This is a genomic window from Helicobacter sp. CLO-3 (assembly GCF_001854545.1).
In the GTDB taxonomy this organism is placed as follows: domain Bacteria; phylum Campylobacterota; class Campylobacteria; order Campylobacterales; family Helicobacteraceae; genus Helicobacter_B.
Map to the genome: position 1 here is coordinate 57,088 of NZ_MLQN01000007.1, position 18,332 is coordinate 75,419.

Genomic DNA, 18,332 nt, shown 5'->3' on the forward strand with positions numbered 1-18,332 from the left:
CGAGAATAAGTCACCCTATCTTTACTTCCTCGGCACAAACATCCACACGACAAAGCGTCCTTCTGCTTTTGGTTCGCCATCAGCTTGCGCTATGTCTTCCATCATCGCGCCTATGCGCTTTAGCACCACCACGCCAAGCTGCGGGTCATTGCTCTCGCGCCCTTTTAGCACGACTTTAAATCGCACATGCTTGCCATCCTCGATAAACTCGCGCGCATGTTTTACTTTGTAGTTTATGTCATTTTGCGCGATTTGCGTGGAGAGTTTTATCTCTTTGATTTCGATTTGTTTTTGCTTCTTTTTTGCTTCTTTTTGCTTCTTTTCTAGCTGGTAGCGGTATTTGCCATAGTCCATTACCTTGCATACCGGCGGCTTCGCGCTAGGGCTTATGCACACTAGGTCTAGCCCGCGCTCGCGCGCTATGCTTTGGGCTTCTTTGGCGGAGATGATGCCATACACCTCGCCGCTATCATCGACGCATCTTACTTCTGGGAATCTGATTTCCTCGTTTAGCAAAACTTCTTTGCTCAAAATTTAACCTCTCTCATTTTGGATTCTATCATCTGCATAAACTCTCCTTCACTAAGCTGATATTGCGATTTGTCGCGGCGATCTCTTATCGCTAGGATTTTAGATTCTACTTCTTTCTCGCCTATGACGACGATGAGCGGGACGCGCTGTTTTTCAGCACTTCGCACGCGCTTGCCAAGCGTCTCGTTTTTCTCGCTTATTTCAGCATACGCGCCGATATCACGAAGCTTTAGCTGCAGCCCCCTTGCATACGCGCTTTGCTCCTCGCCTATGGGGATTAGCACCACTTGTGTGGGTGCGATGCCTAGCGGAAACTCCCCGCCAAAATGCTCGCACAATATCGCCACAAAGCGCTCAAAGCTTCCTAGTATCGCGCGGTGCAGCATCACGGGGCGTTTGGCTTCATTGCTTTCATCGGTGTATTCTAGCGCAAATCGCTCGGGCAGATTCATATCTACTTGTATCGTGCCACACTGCCATTTGCGCCCTATGGCATCGGTGATTTTTATGTCGATTTTAGGTCCATAAAACGCGCCACCACCCTCATCTATCTCATATTTTATCGCGTTAGATTCTAGTGCGCGCTTTAGCGCCGCTGTCGCGCTCTCCCACACTGCATCATCGCCGATAGATTTTTCCGGGCGCGTGGAGAGCTCCATCTCATAGCTGAAGCCAAACGTCTCCATAATCCGCCGCGTAAAATCGATGATGTTATTCACTTCAGATTCTATCTGGCTTGGCAGGCAGAAAATATGCGCGTCATCTTGGGTGAATTCCCTCACGCGCAAAAGCCCATGCAGCACACCGCTTTTCTCATGCCTATGCACCACGCCATACTCATAAAAGCGCAGTGGCAGCTCGCGATAGCTGCGTTTTGCGCTTTGATACACTTTGATATGCCCCACGCAATTCATAGGCTTTATGCCATATTCCACATCATCAATAGTCGTGAAATACATATTTTCGCGGTAGTTATCATAATGCCCGCTTTTTTTCCACACTTCACTTTTCAAAATCTCTGGCGCGCGCACAGGCTCATACTCTCGCAAAATAAGCGCTCGCGTGAGAATCTCCTCGATGCGTCTGCGTAGGCGCGCACCCGCTGGCAGCCATATCGGAAGCCCCGCACCTATTTGCTCATCAAAAGTAAAAAGCCCCATTTCCTGCCCAAGTTTGCGGTGATCGCGCTTTTTGGCTTCTTCGATTTGCGTGAGATATGCTTGCAAGCTTTCTTTGTCGGCAAAAGCGATGCCATAGATTCTAGTCAGCATCTCCGCGCGCTCATCGCCACCTAGATACGCCCCAGCAAGCTTGGTAAGCTTAAAGCTATGCAAAAGCTTCGTGTGTGGCAGATGCGGACCGCGGCAGAGATCTTCAAACTCGCCTTGTGTGTATATACTAAAGCTATCACCGGGGATTTTACTCATCACCGCTTGCTTTAGCTCATCATTGGCAAATCTAGATTCTGCCTCCGCGCGCGTCATCGTGCATTTGGTGATTTTATAGCCTTTTTTGGCTATCTCTTTCATGGTTTTTTCTATCTTTGGCAAATCTTCTTCGCTGATTTTCGCACTCGTTTTGAAATCATAATAAAAGCCCTCATCCACCACGGGTCCTACGAAAAATTTCGCGTCTGGATAGAGCTGCTTTATCGCTTGTGCCATCAAATGCGCGCAAGAGTGGCGGATGATTTCTAATGCTGGCGCGTCGTTGGAGAAGTGTATTTCTTGTAGTGTTTCGCGAGCTTTGGCGTCCTCGCCGATGGTTTGAAGATCAAAGATTTGATCGCCTTTTTTGAAGCCGATGAGTTCTGACATTTTGCTTTGTTTTTCCCTATTTTGCTTGGTATTGTGATATGTGGCGCTAGAATCTGGCGCACCTAGATTCTAGTATTTGGTGGATTCTAGTATTTGGTGGATTCTAGTATTTGGCGCGCGCCCGCAGAATCTAGATTCTACGCCTTTTTGAAGCCACCAAAAAACCGCGATACTATCATATAAACTATTATTTTTAGCTAAAAGTGATGCCATATTTAGCCAGCTTGTGCTCAAAAATATCTTGACTCATGCCTAAAATCTTGCACGCTTTCGCCACATCGCCGCCACAATCGCTTAGCACTTCTGCTAATAGCTGTTTCTCAAGCGATTCGATTTTGCTAGCACCTTTTGCGCCCTTTGCGCCCTCATTTTTGCTGCTCCTAGATTCTAGGAACAAATCCTTCGTGCTTATCTCCTCGCCCTCACTTAGTATCGCGGCGCGCTCGATGACTGCCAGAAGCTCCCTGATATTCCCATACCACTCATAGTTTAGCAGCGCCTCTTGCGCCTCTCTTGCAAATGAGCGCTTAGGCAGCGCATATTGCGCTAGCACGAGATCTAGCTTATATTGTGCGATAGGCAGAATCTCATCGGTGCGCTCGCGCAGAGGCGGGATGTTGATAGGGATGGTTTGCAAGCGGTAAAAAAGATCTTCTCGGAAAGATTTTGCCGCGATTTTTTCACTTAGATTCGCATTGGTAGCAGAGATGATACGCACATCAAACTTGATGCTTTTGCTCCCGCCAAGCCTTGTGATCTCGCGCTCTTGCAGGGCGCGCAGCAGCTTTGCTTGCAGCATCAAAGGCATCTCGGCTATCTCATCAAGAAAAAGCGTCCCGCCATCTGCCACTTCAAAAAGCCCCGGTTTTGGCGCGGTGGCATCGGTAAATGCGCCTTTCTCATAGCCAAAAAGTTCAGATTCTAGCAAATGCTCTGGGATCGCTGCCATATTTATCGCCATAAATGGCTTTTTGCTACGCGGCGAGCTCTCATGGATAAACCTAGCAAAAACCTCTTTCCCCACGCCACTTTCACCCAGCAAAAGCACGCTAGAATCTGTCACAGCGACTTTTGTCGCGCGCGATTTTATGGATTCTAGTATGGGTGAGGAGCCGATAAATGGGGATTTTTTGTTTATCGCGGATACTTCTTTGCTCGTAAATTTCGCATGTGATTTTTGAAACTCTTTGACTCTTTTGCTGCGGTGTATCGCCTCTAGCAAGAGTGCAGGCTCAAAGGGCTTTTGGAAAAAGTCTTTTACGCCTAAGCGTATAGAATCTATCGCGGCATTTAGCGTGGCGTTGCCCGTGATGACTATCATTTCGTATTTGCCATTTAGCTGTTTTAGGAAGTCAAGCCCATTCATATGCGGCATATTTAGATCAGTGATGACTAGCTCAAAGCTCTGATCTAGGCTAGCTAGCGCGTCTTTGGGACTGCGGAAGGTTACCACTTCTAGCCCTTCTTCTTGGCTGAAAAAAAGCTCGAGACTTTTTCTCATATTTATATCATCTTCTACGATAGCGATTTTCACTTTTTCTCCTTTAGCACTTCTAGGATTAATGCGCGATTGTCAAAATATGCCAGAATCCGCCTTGGCGCAAGGCGCAAAAGCGCCTTATCCTGCGTGGCTAGCTCTTGGGTGAGCGCATCATATCGCACGCGCACGCCGCCTTTTTCTAGACAAGCAAGCACTTCTTCTTGATAATTTGCCAAAATATATTTTATCACATAGGCTTCATCATCGGTGATGAGGTCGTTTATAGGCGTATTTATCGAGCAAGTATAATCAAGTGCTAGCCCCGGAGATTTGATGATGAGGGGCTCTGAAATGTCGTATTTTTCGCCAGTTATCGTGCCATTTTCCACTTCAGCTTTGTAAGAGATGAGAAACTCTAGCTTGATGGGCGCATCTTTTGGCGCACTCTCTGGCGTGAGCGGCTCTAGCGGGGTGGGGTTGGTATCTAATGGGGCGGATTCTAGCTCGGATTCTAGGGACTTTGGCATGGTTTGTGGCGCGCGCTTAGGGGCATTTGGGATGTTTGGGGTGGGCGTCGCGTGTATGGCAGAAGGGCTTTGCGCAAAATGTGTTGTTTGTGTTTTTTGTGCGCTTTGTGGCGATGTTGTGGCTTGCATTTGTGCGAGGAGAAGCACTAGTGCGCTCGCGCCAAACATTATTATATTTCTAGCAAGATTTTGCATTGTTTAGATTCCATATTTTGCGTTTAGTTTGCGTTTTATTTTGCATTTTGTTTGCGACGCTACCTGATATAGCGCGCATTTAGATTCTGTTTGCGTGACTTGCATATTTTGCCTTAAAAGTTTTGTCAAAAGTTCCACACGCATCATTATAGCAGAATCTGCATTTTTGCCAAACATTACGCATTTTGTTTTGTGTCAAAAGTTAATTTATTGCCTTCGCTCGCCTTTTTGGCTACAATTCCGCGATATTTTTAAGTATTTTTAGGAGATTTATTCAATGGAAAATCGGGATACAAAAAATTTAGATTCTAATGCCAACGCAAACGATAAAGGCACTAGCATTCACGCCAAACAAAATCACCTCTTTTGGTGGGCTTTTGGCGTAGTTAGCGTGATTTGCGCGCTGCTTTTCATAAGCGCGCTAGTCATTGCAAATGATAGCAAAGAGAGAAGCGCGCAGATGATTTTGGTGGGCGATGCGACTAGCGATGTCGTGCGCACAGGCCTATTGCAAAAGATACAAGAGCAAGCGCTGGCAAATCAGGAAAGCCAAACAAATCAAACAATAAAGGCCAAGCAAGCAGAATCTAGCACCAGCAAAGCAAACAACCTAGAATCCAAAGATAATGCGAGCGACAAAACCACCGCCAGCACAGCCAAACTCTTACATTTATCGCCCCCCCCCTATCAGATTCTAGCAAGCTAGATTCTAAGTCGTTTGTGGTTTTGGATTCTGCATTTTTGGGATCTGCAAGCCAAGAACCCGACACAAAATCTAGCGCAAAACCCAGCGCAGAATCTGATTTTTCCAATCGCCCATTTTACGCATATCAAATCAAGCTAAAATTCCCCAGCAATGTTTTTCGCATCAATGCGCCACTTTTCACCATCTCCCCAGCCGATGAGATGACGCGCGATATTTTCACCACGCTAAGCGAGCGCGAAAAGACAAGCCTAGCACTGCTCAAAGTCCCGCGCGCCAAAAACCGCATAATCATCATCGCCAAAGCCCCGCTATCAGATGAGCTGCTAGGCAAAAGCTTGGGCGAGTTGGCCTACACCACCGATGTCAGCAGCCAGCTATTGCTAGATATTTTGAAAGGCTATGTGCTGCTTGCTGCGGTGATTTTCGCGCTGTTTTATAATGTGTTGGATTCTGCCTTTTATCGCAAAATAGCAAGTATTTGCAATATTGTCATTTCTGGCATGCTTGCGGTGTTTTTGCGATTTGGCTCGGATTCTGGTAAATTTCATCAAATCGCCACTTTTGGTAAAATAGCTATCAGCAAAAAGACTATTTGGATTCTGATAGCTGCGGTATTTGTGCTAGCTTTTGGCTTGCGACTAGTATATATGAATCAAAAAGAAGTTTTTCATATCGATGAGGTATGGACGGTAGCGATTAGTTCCAGTTCAAAAGGCTGCCTATGGGGCGGAGAGTGTAAAGAAGGAATCTATTTTGGTAAAGAGCTAAAAACAAAAGAGCTTTGGCATGACAAAAACATAGCCGCAGCATTTCAAGATATAAAATCGCTTTATAAAGATGCTAATGGCGATGCAAGCTCGCATACCAATTTTTATTATTCTTTGTTTCGGTTGTGGAATGTGGGGATGCTGACGGGAGATATAAATTGGATTGCTGCGCGTGGCATTAGCTTTAATCTTTTGGTGTTTTGTCTTGCTTTTGCATTTGGGATTTTGCTTGCAAGACGCGTTTTTGGGACAAATCTTCTAGCGCCATTGTTTCTAGCCGCTGCATTTTTGAATGGCGCTGGCATATCAAACACGATGTATATCCGAGAATACGCCCTGCAAGAGTGCTTGGTGCTGGCGTTTTGCTATTGTTTGGCTAGGTTTTTTCTAGATTCTAGGCATTCAAAGGCGTTTATCGCTGGCTTTATTTTATGCACTTCGGCATTGCTGCTGTGTGGGTATTTTATGGTGATATTTGTGGGGCTTTCGCTTATTTGTTTGGTTTGGCTGTTTAGGCAGTCTTGCGCAAATGCCAAAAAACTTCGCACAATTATTTTGTCATCCGTTGCGCTTTGCTTTGCGGTGTTTCCGGGATTTTATAGGGGGTTTGGTGGCGGACATGCAAAGAGCGCAGCCTCCAAGTTTGATTTTTATAGCGCAATCCAAAATCTCCAGCAGTCTCTGGATGCTTATGTTGAGATTTGGCAGACACATATACTGCATATAGGTGTGATTTTTGTGCTTTTGATTTTGCTTTGGTTTGTGGTTGCTGCGCGCATGTATCCAAAAGTGCATTCACAAATCAGCATGCCAAAGTATTCTATAAAAAATGCCAACACGCTCGCTCCGTTAAACAAACTATTTTTCGCACAATTTTCCAAAGAAATGAAATTTGTTTGGTTAATGGGCGCAGTAGCATTAATATTTGGGCTAGGTATCATGTATCTAGCGCCTTGGAAAGCGTTGCGCTTTGTTGTGGCTTCGCTGCCTATTGTGATTTTGGCGATGGTTACGCTATTTGCGCCATTTGTGAGAAATGGCATAAGTGCGCTTAGTGGCGTGGCGGCGATAGTTTTTGTGGCGAGTATTTTATATTCTTTGGAAGTGGGATTTTTGCGCTATCCAGAACCTAGCATTTATAATATAGGCAAAGTCTTGCAAGAGAAAAATGACATTCATATACCAACAATCTACAATGTAAATAACTCCTATATGGCAGGGCATATTATCCCATATTTTAATGATTTGCGTGTTTATCATGTGGTTATGGATTTGGATGAGGCGCTGCAGAGAGCAAAAGAGCTAGGAGAGGCGTATTTTATAAGCGATGCGGATGCTTCTGTGTTTTTGGAGAAAGTCAAAAATGAAGGATTTGAGATTAGGGAAATGCAGCCTCTAACTTGGGAGGTATTATTTGTGGCGCATTTGAAGCACAAATGATTTGCAAAGAAACAAGTGCGGTTTTATAGAGGGCAAGAATTAGCTTGGTGTCGAGAATTTAGATTGGTATCAAAAACATGCAAAGGGTTTAGCTTGATACCATTTGCACGCCTTGGCAAGCCTTGCGCTAGCAAGGCAAGGCAACCCAGCTTAAGCCCCATGCCTACTTAAACCGCATCTGCCTTTTTGCACCGATTTTTCTGGTTTGTGCCGGCTTTCCCAGCCTTAGCGCAAACAAAACACAAACGCGCTATTTCTGTGCGCTCTTAGCCCTCTTGCGCTGATTTGGCTCTAGGATTTTTTTGCGGATTCTGATATTTTGGGGCGTGACTTCTAGGATTTCATCATCTTCTATCCACTCTAGCGCGCGTTCCAGCGTCAAATCGCGCGGTGGCGTGAGCTTTATCGCCTCATCACTCCCGCTTGCGCGCATATTTGTCAAGTGCTTGCTTTTGACAGGATTTACATCCAAATCATTATCACGGCTATGCTCGCCTATCACCATTCCCACATACACCTTTGTCTGCGCGCCTACGAAAAGCACACCGCGCTCTTGGATATTAAAAAGCGAAAATCCTGTCGTCTCGCCATTTTCCATAGAGATGAGCGCACCATTCTTGCGCGACTCCACGCTCCCGCTATAAGGGCGGAACTCCAAAAAGCTATGATTCATAATCCCTTCGCCCTTAGTATCCGTCAAAAATTCACTACGATAGCCAATCAGCCCGCGCGCTGGGATTTCAAACTCTAGCCTTGTATAGCCATCATTCATTGGATTCATCGCCTTCATCTCCGCCTTGCGCTTGCCTAGCCGCTCGATGATGCTACCGCTAAAATCCTGTGGCGTGTCGATTACTAAATGCTCAAATGGCTCGCATTTCACGCCATCGATTTCTTTGATGATGACTTCTGGGCGAGAAATACTAAACTCAAAGCCTTCGCGTCGCAGATTCTCGGCTAGAATCGTGATTTGCAGCTCCCCGCGCCCTGACACGCGGAATTTCCCTTCGCCCATTTCCTCACATCGCATAGCGATATTTGTTTGCATCTCTTTAAGCAATCTATCTTTGATTTTATTTGCTGTCACATGCTTGCCCTCAAGTCCAGCTAGCGGGCTGTCATTCACTGCAAAATACACGCTCATCGTAGGCTCTTCTAAATGCATTGGATCTAGTGGCATAGGGTTTGCAGGATCCACGACAGAATCCCCCACATCAATGGCGTTAAACCCCGCAATCGCCACGATGTCGCCAGCTTCAGCAGATTCTATCTCGGTGCGCGCAAGCCCCAAAAATCCGATAAGCTTCGTAATGCGCCCTGTCTCTTTTTCGCCATCGCCCTTTGCTAGCATTACATTTGCGCCTTTTTTCACCACGCCATTAAACACGCGCGCGATGCCGATTTTCCCCACATAGTTATCATAATCTAGCGTAAAAATCTGCATTTGCAGTGGATTTTCACTCCCGCCACTAGGAAGCGGGACAAACTCCAAAATCGCCTCAAACAGCGGCTCTAAATCCTTTTTCTCATCATCTAGCTCTTTTATCGCGTAGCCATCGCGCGCCGCAGCATACACCACGGGGAAATCTAGCTGGAAGTCATTCGCCCCCATCGCTACAAATAAATCAAACACTTCATCGACTACTTTATCAGGCGTGGCAGCGGGCTTGTCGATTTTATTTACCACGACAATTGGGCGGATTCCAAAGCTAAGGGCTTTTTTGACGACAAATTTTGTCTGTGGCATTACGCCTTCTTGCGCATCGACTAGCAAAAGCACGCCATCTACCATTTTTAGCACGCGCTCCACTTCTCCGCCAAAGTCCGCGTGTCCGGGCGTGTCGATGATGTTGATTTTCGTGCCCTTGTAATTTATCGCGGTGTTTTTAGAGAGGATCGTTATCCCGCGCTCTTTTTCTAAGTCATTAGAATCCATTACGCGCTCATCAATTTGCTCGCGCTCGCTAAATGTGCCACTCTGGCGCAAAAGTCCATCTACTAGGGTTGTTTTGCCATGATCGACATGCGCGATCACAGCGATATTACGAATATTTTGCATAGGTGTTTGCTCGCTTTATATAAGGTGTTTCAAGTGATTTTGCGCGATTGAAAGGTTCGCAAGGGCTGGCTAGGCTAGTTAAAGCCAGCATCAAGGCTACAATCGAGGCTACACGAGGCTACAAGCGCCGACTTGAAGCCCGAATTGTAGTCAAAATAAGCTTAAAAATTTATCTTGATTTTAAGGCGATGTGATTACAATAAAAATTTTGTTATCAAGCAAAGTTTGCAAAATATGACAAAATATATAAATATCAATGCAGAATCCAAAGGGGCGCGAATGCAGCACAAACTACCACGCAAAATACAAGATGAAATGCAAAATCAAGCGCGAAGTCAAACGCCAAAACAAATTCAAATGCAAAACAAATATCCCAGAATCCGCGCTTTGTTTGCAAGATTGTTTGGCAGAATCCAATCGCTCGGCAAATCAATGTGGAGATTAGTCGACAGATTCCAGCCCCTGCGCCTTGTGACTTTTGGCGGAGTCTTTACCGCTCTAGCCTTTATTTTTAGCGCGTGTGCCACAGATATCAAAAACCTCGAGCATTTTAGCCAGCTTTACTACATGGATTCTGCGCAAAAAGCGCATCACTTCGCGCAGAAAAAAGCGCAGGATGATGATCTGCTTTGGCTTATGCAGGCTGGTATCAGCGGCTTTAGCATCGATGCGAAGGATACTGGCAAGATTCTAGAAAAAAGCGAAGATGTGTTTAATGAGTTTGAAAAAGCGGGGATTCTGACTTCTGGGCTGGCGCAGACAGGCGCTGTGCTCGTGAATGACAACGCGATGAGCTACAAGGGCAACATTTATGAAGGCGTGTTTTTGAACTATTATAAGGCACTGCATTTTATGAGCGAGCGCAACTACATGAGCGCGCGCGTGGAGCTAAACCGCGCCAACGACCGCCAGCGCCGCGCCAAAGAATACTACACCAAGCAAATCAACGAAGCGCTAGAATCTAGCAACGAGCAATTGCAAAAAAGCGAGCTCGCCTCTATCTCTAGCCCCGCCCAGCGCAGCAAAACATTTGATGAGATAAACCCCATAATCGCGCAAAAATACACCAACCTTGCTAAATTCCAAGCATTTGATGGCTTCATAAACCCAGCAGTATCCTATCTCTCGGGGCTATTTTTCTTGCTGGAGGGCGACTCAAAAGGGCTTGACTACCTCAAAGAAGCCTATGGCATGACAAACTCCAAAATCATTGCCTCTGATATGCTGTATTTTTCTGGTGGCGGTGCGAGTGGCCGAAGTGGCGCGGGCGGTGCTGACGCGGACAAATATACATGGATAATCCTAGAATCCGGCAGGCAAGCACACAAAAGCGAGGAGAGCTTCTCGCTCCCGCTTTTTACCTCTAGCGGGCTATATCATTTTGGCATCGCGCTGCCACAATTTGAGGCGGGCGTGGATTATGAGCGCGGATTTGCGCTAGATTTTGGCGCGGGCGGTGCGTCTGGCGGGGCAGGCGCAAATGGTGGCAAAAGCAGCGCGGGCGCATTTGAAGAGATAGCAAACACCGATGACATCATCGCCACCGAGTTTGAAAAGCAGCTAAGCGCCATCGCCTCGCGCGCCATCATCAGCGCTAGCGTGAAGCTCGCCAGCCAGATAGCACTCACACAGGGACTAAAGCAAGTGGATGAGGGCGCATCGCTCATCGCATCGCTCATTTCTGGGGTGTATTCTATGGCGACCACAGCGGCGGATCTGCGTATCGCTAGCGTGCTGCCGCGCAGAATCTACATCGCCAAAATCCGCCATAATGACTTGCGCGATAGTATCGATAGCGGCATTAATAGCGGCGGCGCTTTGCAGATTCTAGCGAGCAACCACGCGCCATTTCGCATAAATGTAGAAAACTGCCAAGCCACAGATTCTTCAGCCACACATAGCGCGCGCGACGCCAAAACCAAAAGCAAAGCAAACAGCAAAATCGCGCAAACAAACATCTGCCTAAACCAAAACAGCATCCTCTACCTGCGCTACACTCCCGCGCAAATCCACCACAAAATCATCTGGCGCGAGTAGAATCTAGCAAATGGATTCTCGCGAAAAATAGATTCTAGCGGAAGTGGTTTTGGTGAAAAAATAGAGTTTGCACCAGAGTAAAACTTTTGCCAATGTTCGCTCTTGGAATCCAAAATTCTATCCGCACCAAAATCTCTATTTAAAATCTAAATCCTTGCCGCGAGTTCGAAGAAAAACGCTCGGCCGGGGGCTTTGTAGTAGGCGTAGTATTGCTCATTTAGCAGGTTTGTGAGATTTAGGCTTGCCTCATAGTGTTTAAACCGATAGCCCACGCGCGCATCTAGCAGCCTATACGCATCCATGCTAGAATACACGCCCCACACGCTTTGCGTGGCATTATCAAGGCTTTTATATTGTTTGCTCGCATACTCGATGCCAATGCTCCCAAAAAGCTTGCTATCATCATAATACACCTGCGCATACGCGCTATGCTCTGGCACGCTTGGCAGGCGATTGCCAGCTTTTATGGCGCCTAGGTCTTGCGTAAGCTTGGCATTATAATAAGTATAACTTGCCATGATGCCAAAATATCGCCAAAATGTTTGATTGTAAGCGAGCTCTACGCCATTTATCCGCGCTTTTTGCGCGTTTTCATAGCCACTAGTAAGCGCTGTGATGGCATTGTCAAAAAAGCTATCAAAATAATACGCCTTCACCACCCCGCCAAACGCGCTATTTTGCAAAAAGCTTTGCTCCACGCCCACATCATAGCTATAGAGCACCTCTGGCTTTAGATTTGGATTCCCGGCAAATGTCACGCCATCATTGCGCGCGTATTGGCGGTATTTTTGGTTGAAAGTCGGCGCGCGGAAGGAGCTACCGCCAGAGATTTTGACTATCGTTTTGCCCCATTTGGCGCTAAAAGGCGTGAAGTTTATCGAGGCTTTGGGGGAGAATTGGTTATGCGCAGTGTTGCCCGGACTTGCTACATTTGACGCGCTTGTGCTAGCGCGCCTGCTATAGCCAAAATCCTGCCACAAATCCCAGCGCCCGCCGATAGTCGTGCTAAAAAACCTACTCCACACCGCGCTATAATTCACAAAAATACCAAAAAAGTTTTGATTACTTGTGATTTTGTCTGTCTGCGCGCCTTGCGTGGAGAAGTCGCGCCAGTCGCTAAGTGCATAGGCGTTTTGCATATAGCCAGAAAAGCGCTCTTGGATTCCAAAAAGCAGGCTATGTTTTTCATTTATCGCGTAGTTAAAATTGCTTTCAAAAATGGCTTGATGATAGAGGTGGTTTGTAGCGCTTCCTGCCCCGCCAGAAGGCGAAGCGCCAGCGCCGGGACCGCCCCATAAATCATTGCCATACATATAGCTAAAAGTCGTGCGCCATTCATTATCGCCAAAAAAGTGCCTATACCCTAGCGCGCTGATGACTTGGTGGTATATTTCATTGCCCATGCCGCCTACGAAGGCATAGGGCGCGGTGCCAGAGCCCGCTGTATCAGAATCTCCAGAAGTGGCGTCGCCCCAATACACCCCGCCCACACTATCGCGCAAAAAGCTTTTTTGCCTGTGATGGATGTAGTTGTAGCTAGAATACTGCACCCACGCATCTAGCATGCCATTTGAGCCGATGTCTAGCTCGCCTTTTATGCGTGCGTTGTGTGTGGCGAAGCGCTGGCGTCCCATATCGCCGATGATGTAGATATCCTGCCCGCTTGCGTTTTGTGAAGGGATAGCGCCGATTGGCGCGCCATTTGTGCTAGTCGCTGCGCCGCCTAGTCCGTTGGTGGCATTGTCAGTAGAGATCCACGCATTATCCGCCGCATATCCGCTAGAAAACTGCCCGCCATAAGTGGCTTTTACCCGCAAGCGCTTATCCAAAAACGCATCGCCAGCGCTTAAATACCACTGCGTGTAGTTAGTCGGCGCGTTTTCATCGGCAAATGGATTCCCATAGCCCACGCTGCCATACACTTCTAGCTTTTCTGGCATGCGCGTGATGAAATTCACCGCGCCACTTAGCCCGCCCGCGCCATAGAGCGCCGAGCTCGCCCCGCGCGTGATTTCGACGCGATCTAAGTCGTGCGCGCGCATGGAGGTTAGCATTTTGGTGTTACTATTGATGTCATTCATGATGATCCCATCAAGCATGATGAGCGCGCCATTTGGGATACCTCGGATAGTCACGCTATCAAATGTCTCCATGCCCCTGCCTTTGGGCTGTAGCACGCCAGAAAGCCCGCGTATCGTGTCGGTGAAGCGATAGTTTGGGCGGCGGGCGATGTCTTTTTGCTCCACTACACTCGTGTTGCCGGGCGCTTGCTCGATGGGTGTTTGGACTCTAGAGGCGATGGTTACGACTTTTTCTAGTGTATTTTGGGTGATGGTTTGGCTAGATTCTGTGATGGATTTTTGGGCGGGAGCGGATTCTGCGCTAGAATCTGCATTGCCAGATTCTGCGTTTTGGGCGGATTCTGGTGTGGTGCTTGGGCTAGATTCTGCATTGCTGGATTCTAGCGCGCTTAGTAGCGATTGTGGCGATGCTGCCAAAGCAGCGATGGCGATGAGTGGCAAGATTTTGGCGTGGATATTTGCACGGTGCGCGCGATTTGTGGGATTCATCATGTTCCTTAGTTGCAGAGTTTTGACGCAAAAGCAGAATCTAAAAACATCAAGCGATATTTTTAAGTATTACTTTTTATATATTTTTATGCATTATAGATATATCTAACTTAAAAAAGTATTATCACGCACCAGAATCTAAAATTTAAACCCCGCATAGCAAAGCTAGATTCTGCGCCGCCTAAAACTAGCAGCCAGCATCTCGCATCAACGCCTCTCGCCAGCTTTTACGCCAATTTTCCCGCCAGCGATCACATTTGCAAATCACAAATCAATCGCGCTTCTAAAATCAACGCCTAGAAAATCGCAAAATCGCGCTTGCATAAATCGCGTCCTTATAAATCGTGTCCTCATAAATCACTCTTGCAAAACTTCGCGCAAAAATTGCTTTTTTAGATTCTATATCCTACAATTTGGCTATGTTTTTTTTGCTTGCTATATTTTTACCCACTCTATTTTATCGCGTGGCTAGCAGAATCTAACCGCGCGACAACCACTAGAATCTAGGAGTTCTCTATGGAAGATACGCCCCAATTTGCGCAGATGAATAGCTTTTTGTTTCCATTTCTAGGCTCGCTTTTGTTTGTCGCCCTGCATGTGGTGATTTATTTTTTGCTCGTGCGCCACATCTCCACGCGCAAGTCACTCACGCGCTTTTATAGCTTCATCTTGTGGGTGAATCTGGCGTGGTGTATTTTGTATATGTTTATGCGCGCGTATATTGTCGCGCCAAAATGGATTTTTATGCTCGTATCTATTTCAGTTGGCGTGGCGTTTTCTTTCCTTATCGCAGCGCTCATCGCGGGGCTTATAAATGGCGCATTTATCCTGCTAAAGCGCGCGCATCTAGCGCCTAGGGTGAAGCGCTATATCCTAGCGCTTTGCTGCGTGTATAGCGTGTATGCCGTGTATCATGGGCTAGAAGATCCCAAAATCGAGCGCCTAAGCATCGAGCTGCCAAAGCTCACCGCCCCGCTCAAAGTCATCCAGCTTAGCGATGTGCATATCGGCGGGCTTATGGATGAGGAGCGCGTGGCGAAAATCGTCTTTCTCATAAACCAAGAAAAGCCTGATATCATCACGATTACCGGCGATTTGGTGGATACAAGCCTCGCAAATGCGAATAATAGCATCGAGCTTTTAGGCGGGCTGCGCGCGACTTATGGGAGCTACTATGTGCTAGGGAATCACGAGTATATCCATGATGTCGAGGATATACTGGAGAAAATCCGCTCTGTTGGCATACGCGTGCTGATAAATGAAAATACCACTATCGGCGCGCCGGCTTTGGTGAATCTAGCTGGGAGTGCGGATATCATGGGCGATAGACTTGGATTTTTGAAGCCGGATTTTGAAAAAACGCTTGCTGGGCTAGATGAGAATCTACCGACGATACTTCTCACACACCAGCCAAAAGTCATAAACATCCTGCCAGAATCCCTGCTAAAAAAGGCGGATATCATGCTCACAGGGCACACGCATGGCGGGCAGATTTTCCCTATCTCGCTGGCTGTTTTGCTCCAGCAGCCATATCTTAGCGGGCTACACAAAACGCGCACGGGCGGGTATGTGTATGTGAGCGAGGGGGCTGGGTTTTGGGGACCGCCGATGCGCGCGTTTAGCGACTCTGAAATCACGCTTTTTGAGTTTTTGCCACAGAAGGTGGCGAGGTAGGCGCTGCGTGTAGATGCTGCTGTGGCGGTTGCTTTGTGGCAGTCGCGCTTATTGTGGTGGTTGCGATAGGTGCGATAAATCCACGCTTGTTTGGGCGCGGTTTAATGCAAAAGTTAGATTCTAGTTTGGGTGCTTTATTTTGGCACAAGATTTAAGAAAAACAAAAATTGAGAGGCTAGCGCAGACCAAAATCCAGCACGCCAAACCCATGCATCAGAATCTAGAATCTAAAACACAAAATCCACGCTCGAAAAAACCCAGCGCACAAAACTAGATTCTAGCCAAAATCTAGCGCACCAAAAAAGCATTTCTAATCAAGCCAAACCCAGCACGACAATCCGCGCGCGAGTCCAGAATCTAGCACAAAATGCGCGCGAAGCAAAATCCTAGCGCACTAGAATCCGGCAAGTAAATTTTCATGCGAGTCAGATTCTAGCCAAAACAGAAGCACGACAAAGTGGATTCTAGTGGTGCGATTGGCAAGATTGGATTCTGGGCTTTGCTCGATGCGATTTAATGCGCGTGATTTGATGCATGCAATTTAATGTATATGATTAATGTTGCTAGCAGATTCTCGCGCGCTTAAATTTATGCAAGAGCTAAATCTAGCGCAGAATCCACGCGCATCAGAATCTAAAATCCAGCGCCCAAAATCTATGTGCGAAAAAATCTAGCGCGCAAAACTAGATTCTAGCCAAAACAGAAGCGCGACAAATTTGCGTGCAGACCAAAATCCAGCACAACGCGCCAAATCCGCAAATCCGCGCTTAAGCTAGATTCTAGCGCGCCAAAACCCCCTTATTTCACTATCGAATACACCCCGCTATTATCTTTCACGATGCTTAGCAGATTCCCTGCTTTAAACATATTGCACACGATTATAGGCAGGCGATTGTCCTTTGCCAGCGCGATTGCGGTGTCATCCATCACCTTGATATTTTCAGCGAGCGCGGCGTCGTAGCTTATGGTGTCTAGCCTTTTGGCATCGGCGAATTTTTTGGGATCTTTGTCATAGACACCATCGACTTTGGTGGCTTTTATCACATAGTCCGCGCCTATCTCGACCGCGCGCAGCGTAGCCGTGGTATCCGTGGTAAAAAACGGATTCCCAGTCCCCGCGCCAAAAATCACGATGCGCCCTTTCTCAAGGTGCCTCACCGCGCGCCTGTGGATGTAGCTCTCGCATATTTCTTTTATCTCTATCGCGCTTTGCACGCGCACATCTAGCCCTATGTGCTCGAGCGCTTCTTGCATCGCCACAGCGTTTATCACGGTGGCTAGCATCCCCATGTAGTCGCCACTCGTGCGGCGGATGATGCCGCCCTCCGCCGCGCTCACGCCGCGGATGATATTGCCCCCGCCAATGACGATGCCGACTTCTATGTCGGATTCTATGAGCGATTTTATCTCGCTAGCGATGTAGCTAAGCACACTAGGCTCGATGCCAAAGCCCCCCTCGCCCGCCAATGCCTCGCCCGAAAACTTCACCAAAACGCGTTTTTTCTTATCCATGTGCCAGCCTTTCATTTTTGTGGAATTATAGTAGGCATTGCATAAGAAAGAGATAAATCGCGCACGATGGCGGGTCTTAGGCAGTGTGACAAATAAGGCTTAGAGTTTTTAGGGTTTTGGCAGAATAAAATATTTTTGTATTTGTTGATTAATTTCTATCTTTATACCTGATTAACTTGCTTTGCTTCATCAAGCAGCTTTTCTCTAATCTCTGGAAAATAATCAAGCACATTTTTTAGGAATATATCGTTATGCCCCATTCCACAATTAGTTTTCCACAATGCGGAATCTTGACTAGAGTGTTTTGTAATAGTATGTGTATCGCAGTTTAGGACTTTGCGAATTTTAGTATCATTTAATAAAGCCATCGCCCATATCCAAATATCGTCTGCCATTGGAGATAGCTTCAAAAACTTCTCTGAATCAAATATGGACTTATGCAGGCAATGTGGAGGGTAAAGAACCCCGCAAATACCTACTTGAGAATTTAATATTGATGGCATGGTGTCATATATATCATTCCAACTCATATATGGCATAAGATTATAATTTTCATCAAACGCGACTCTGACTACCCAATTGCAATGTATGACATTTGGCATCTCACGATAGCTTAAAATAAGCCTTTCTATAATAAACGGCGAATAGAACACATCATCATCAATAGTAATAATAATGGACTCTGGAAAATCTTTTAAGGCATAAATGATTTTTTTGTATGAACGGTAGTTTTGCTCGACAAAGCGGATTTCTAAGCCATGCTTGCAAAATGCAAGAAGTTTTTGCGGTAAATCATCAAGCTTATTTGGAAATTCTTGCGCGCTTAGATATAGCACAACTCGATTTGGTTTGTAGGTCTGCGTAAGGATAGAGTAGATAGTGTAATGCACTTGATTAATGCGTGCTGGATAAGAGGTGAAAGAAACGACAATTTCTGGGATGTTGTTAGTTTGGTTAGTGGCTAGATGATTGGTCGCATTATTTGCATTAAGCACATCAAGTGCATCAAGATTTTTT

15 protein-coding genes are annotated in these 18,332 nt (G+C 46.7%); 5 read left to right on the forward strand and 10 right to left on the reverse strand.

Features of this window, described 5'->3' with window-relative positions; all coding sequences use genetic code 11:
- Positions 1 to 21 precede the first annotated feature (21 nt).
- The 6 genes from infC to BKN38_RS10985 all read right to left on the reverse strand — a co-directional run bounded on the left by infC (position 22) and on the right by BKN38_RS10985 (position 4,727).
- Positions 22 to 534 carry a translation initiation factor IF-3 gene (gene infC / locus BKN38_RS03210; protein WP_066455724.1) on the reverse strand — a complete coding sequence of 171 codons (513 nt, stop codon included), beginning with the start codon at positions 532 to 534 and terminating at the stop codon, positions 22 to 24.
- A complete protein-coding gene (gene thrS / locus BKN38_RS03215) occupies positions 528 to 2,348 on the reverse strand; it encodes a threonine--tRNA ligase (protein ID WP_066455726.1) in 1,821 nt (606 codons plus the stop codon). The genes infC and thrS overlap by 7 nt, the downstream gene beginning before the upstream one ends.
- A gap of 69 nt (positions 2,349 to 2,417) precedes the next feature.
- Positions 2,418 to 2,561 (reverse strand): hypothetical protein, encoded by a 144-nt coding sequence (locus BKN38_RS10980; RefSeq protein ID WP_156528200.1) that lies wholly within the window; start codon positions 2,559 to 2,561, stop codon positions 2,418 to 2,420.
- Entirely contained in the window at positions 2,542 to 3,882 is a 1,341-nt protein-coding gene (locus BKN38_RS03220) for a sigma-54 dependent transcriptional regulator (RefSeq protein WP_066455728.1), read from the reverse strand. The genes BKN38_RS10980 and BKN38_RS03220 overlap by 20 nt, the downstream gene beginning before the upstream one ends.
- Positions 3,879 to 4,550, reverse strand: coding sequence for a hypothetical protein (locus BKN38_RS03225; RefSeq protein WP_066455730.1), 672 nt, complete (start codon positions 4,548 to 4,550; stop codon positions 3,879 to 3,881). Before BKN38_RS03225 ends, BKN38_RS03220 begins: the two co-directional genes overlap by 4 nt.
- Positions 4,551 to 4,553: 3 nt before the next feature.
- Entirely contained in the window at positions 4,554 to 4,727 is a 174-nt protein-coding gene (locus BKN38_RS10985) for a hypothetical protein (RefSeq protein ID WP_156528202.1), read from the reverse strand.
- A gap of 100 nt (positions 4,728 to 4,827) precedes the next feature.
- On the opposite strand from BKN38_RS10985, the gene BKN38_RS03230 reads away from it, so the two are divergent.
- Both BKN38_RS03230 and BKN38_RS03235 read left to right on the forward strand, forming a co-directional pair.
- A complete protein-coding gene (locus BKN38_RS03230) occupies positions 4,828 to 5,256 on the forward strand; it encodes a hypothetical protein (protein ID WP_070957684.1) in 429 nt (142 codons plus the stop codon).
- A 35-nt stretch (positions 5,257 to 5,291) separates the two neighbouring features.
- The gene (locus BKN38_RS03235; RefSeq protein WP_143000190.1) at positions 5,292 to 7,463 is read left to right on the forward strand and encodes a hypothetical protein; all 2,172 of its coding nucleotides are present in this window, start codon (positions 5,292 to 5,294) and stop codon (positions 7,461 to 7,463) included.
- Positions 7,464 to 7,713: 250 nt separating this feature from the next.
- Here BKN38_RS03235 and typA read toward each other — a convergent pair whose 3' ends face one another.
- On the reverse strand, positions 7,714 to 9,522 hold the full coding sequence (gene typA, locus BKN38_RS03240; RefSeq protein WP_066455734.1) for a translational GTPase TypA: 1,809 nt from the start codon (positions 9,520 to 9,522) through the stop codon (positions 7,714 to 7,716).
- Positions 9,523 to 9,801: 279 nt separating this feature from the next.
- Here typA and BKN38_RS03245 point away from each other — a divergent pair, with 279 nt between their 5' ends.
- Positions 9,802 to 11,559 carry a hypothetical protein gene (locus BKN38_RS03245; RefSeq protein ID WP_143000191.1) on the forward strand — a complete coding sequence of 586 codons (1,758 nt, stop codon included), beginning with the start codon at positions 9,802 to 9,804 and terminating at the stop codon, positions 11,557 to 11,559.
- 146 nt (positions 11,560 to 11,705) lie between these two features.
- Here BKN38_RS03245 and BKN38_RS03250 read toward each other — a convergent pair whose 3' ends face one another.
- Entirely contained in the window at positions 11,706 to 14,129 is a 2,424-nt protein-coding gene (locus BKN38_RS03250; protein ID WP_066455739.1) for a TonB-dependent receptor, read from the reverse strand.
- A gap of 516 nt (positions 14,130 to 14,645) precedes the next feature.
- Here BKN38_RS03250 and BKN38_RS03255 point away from each other — a divergent pair.
- Positions 14,646 to 15,803: a metallophosphoesterase gene (locus BKN38_RS03255; protein WP_066458579.1), complete on the forward strand. Its 1,158-nt coding sequence runs from the start codon at positions 14,646 to 14,648 to the stop codon at positions 15,801 to 15,803.
- A 139-nt stretch (positions 15,804 to 15,942) separates the two neighbouring features.
- Positions 15,943 to 16,077 (forward strand): hypothetical protein, encoded by a 135-nt coding sequence (locus tag BKN38_RS11685; RefSeq protein WP_256325523.1) that lies wholly within the window; start codon positions 15,943 to 15,945, stop codon positions 16,075 to 16,077.
- Between the two features lie 524 nt (positions 16,078 to 16,601).
- Here the strand turns inward: BKN38_RS11685 and pyrH are convergent.
- Positions 16,602 to 17,315 (reverse strand): UMP kinase, encoded by a 714-nt coding sequence (pyrH, locus tag BKN38_RS03260; protein ID WP_104720797.1) that lies wholly within the window; start codon positions 17,313 to 17,315, stop codon positions 16,602 to 16,604.
- Positions 17,316 to 17,476: 161 nt separating this feature from the next.
- Positions 17,477 to 18,332: glycosyltransferase family A protein (locus tag BKN38_RS10990; protein WP_176754192.1), on the reverse strand; the 856-nt coding region annotated here is incomplete at its 5' end.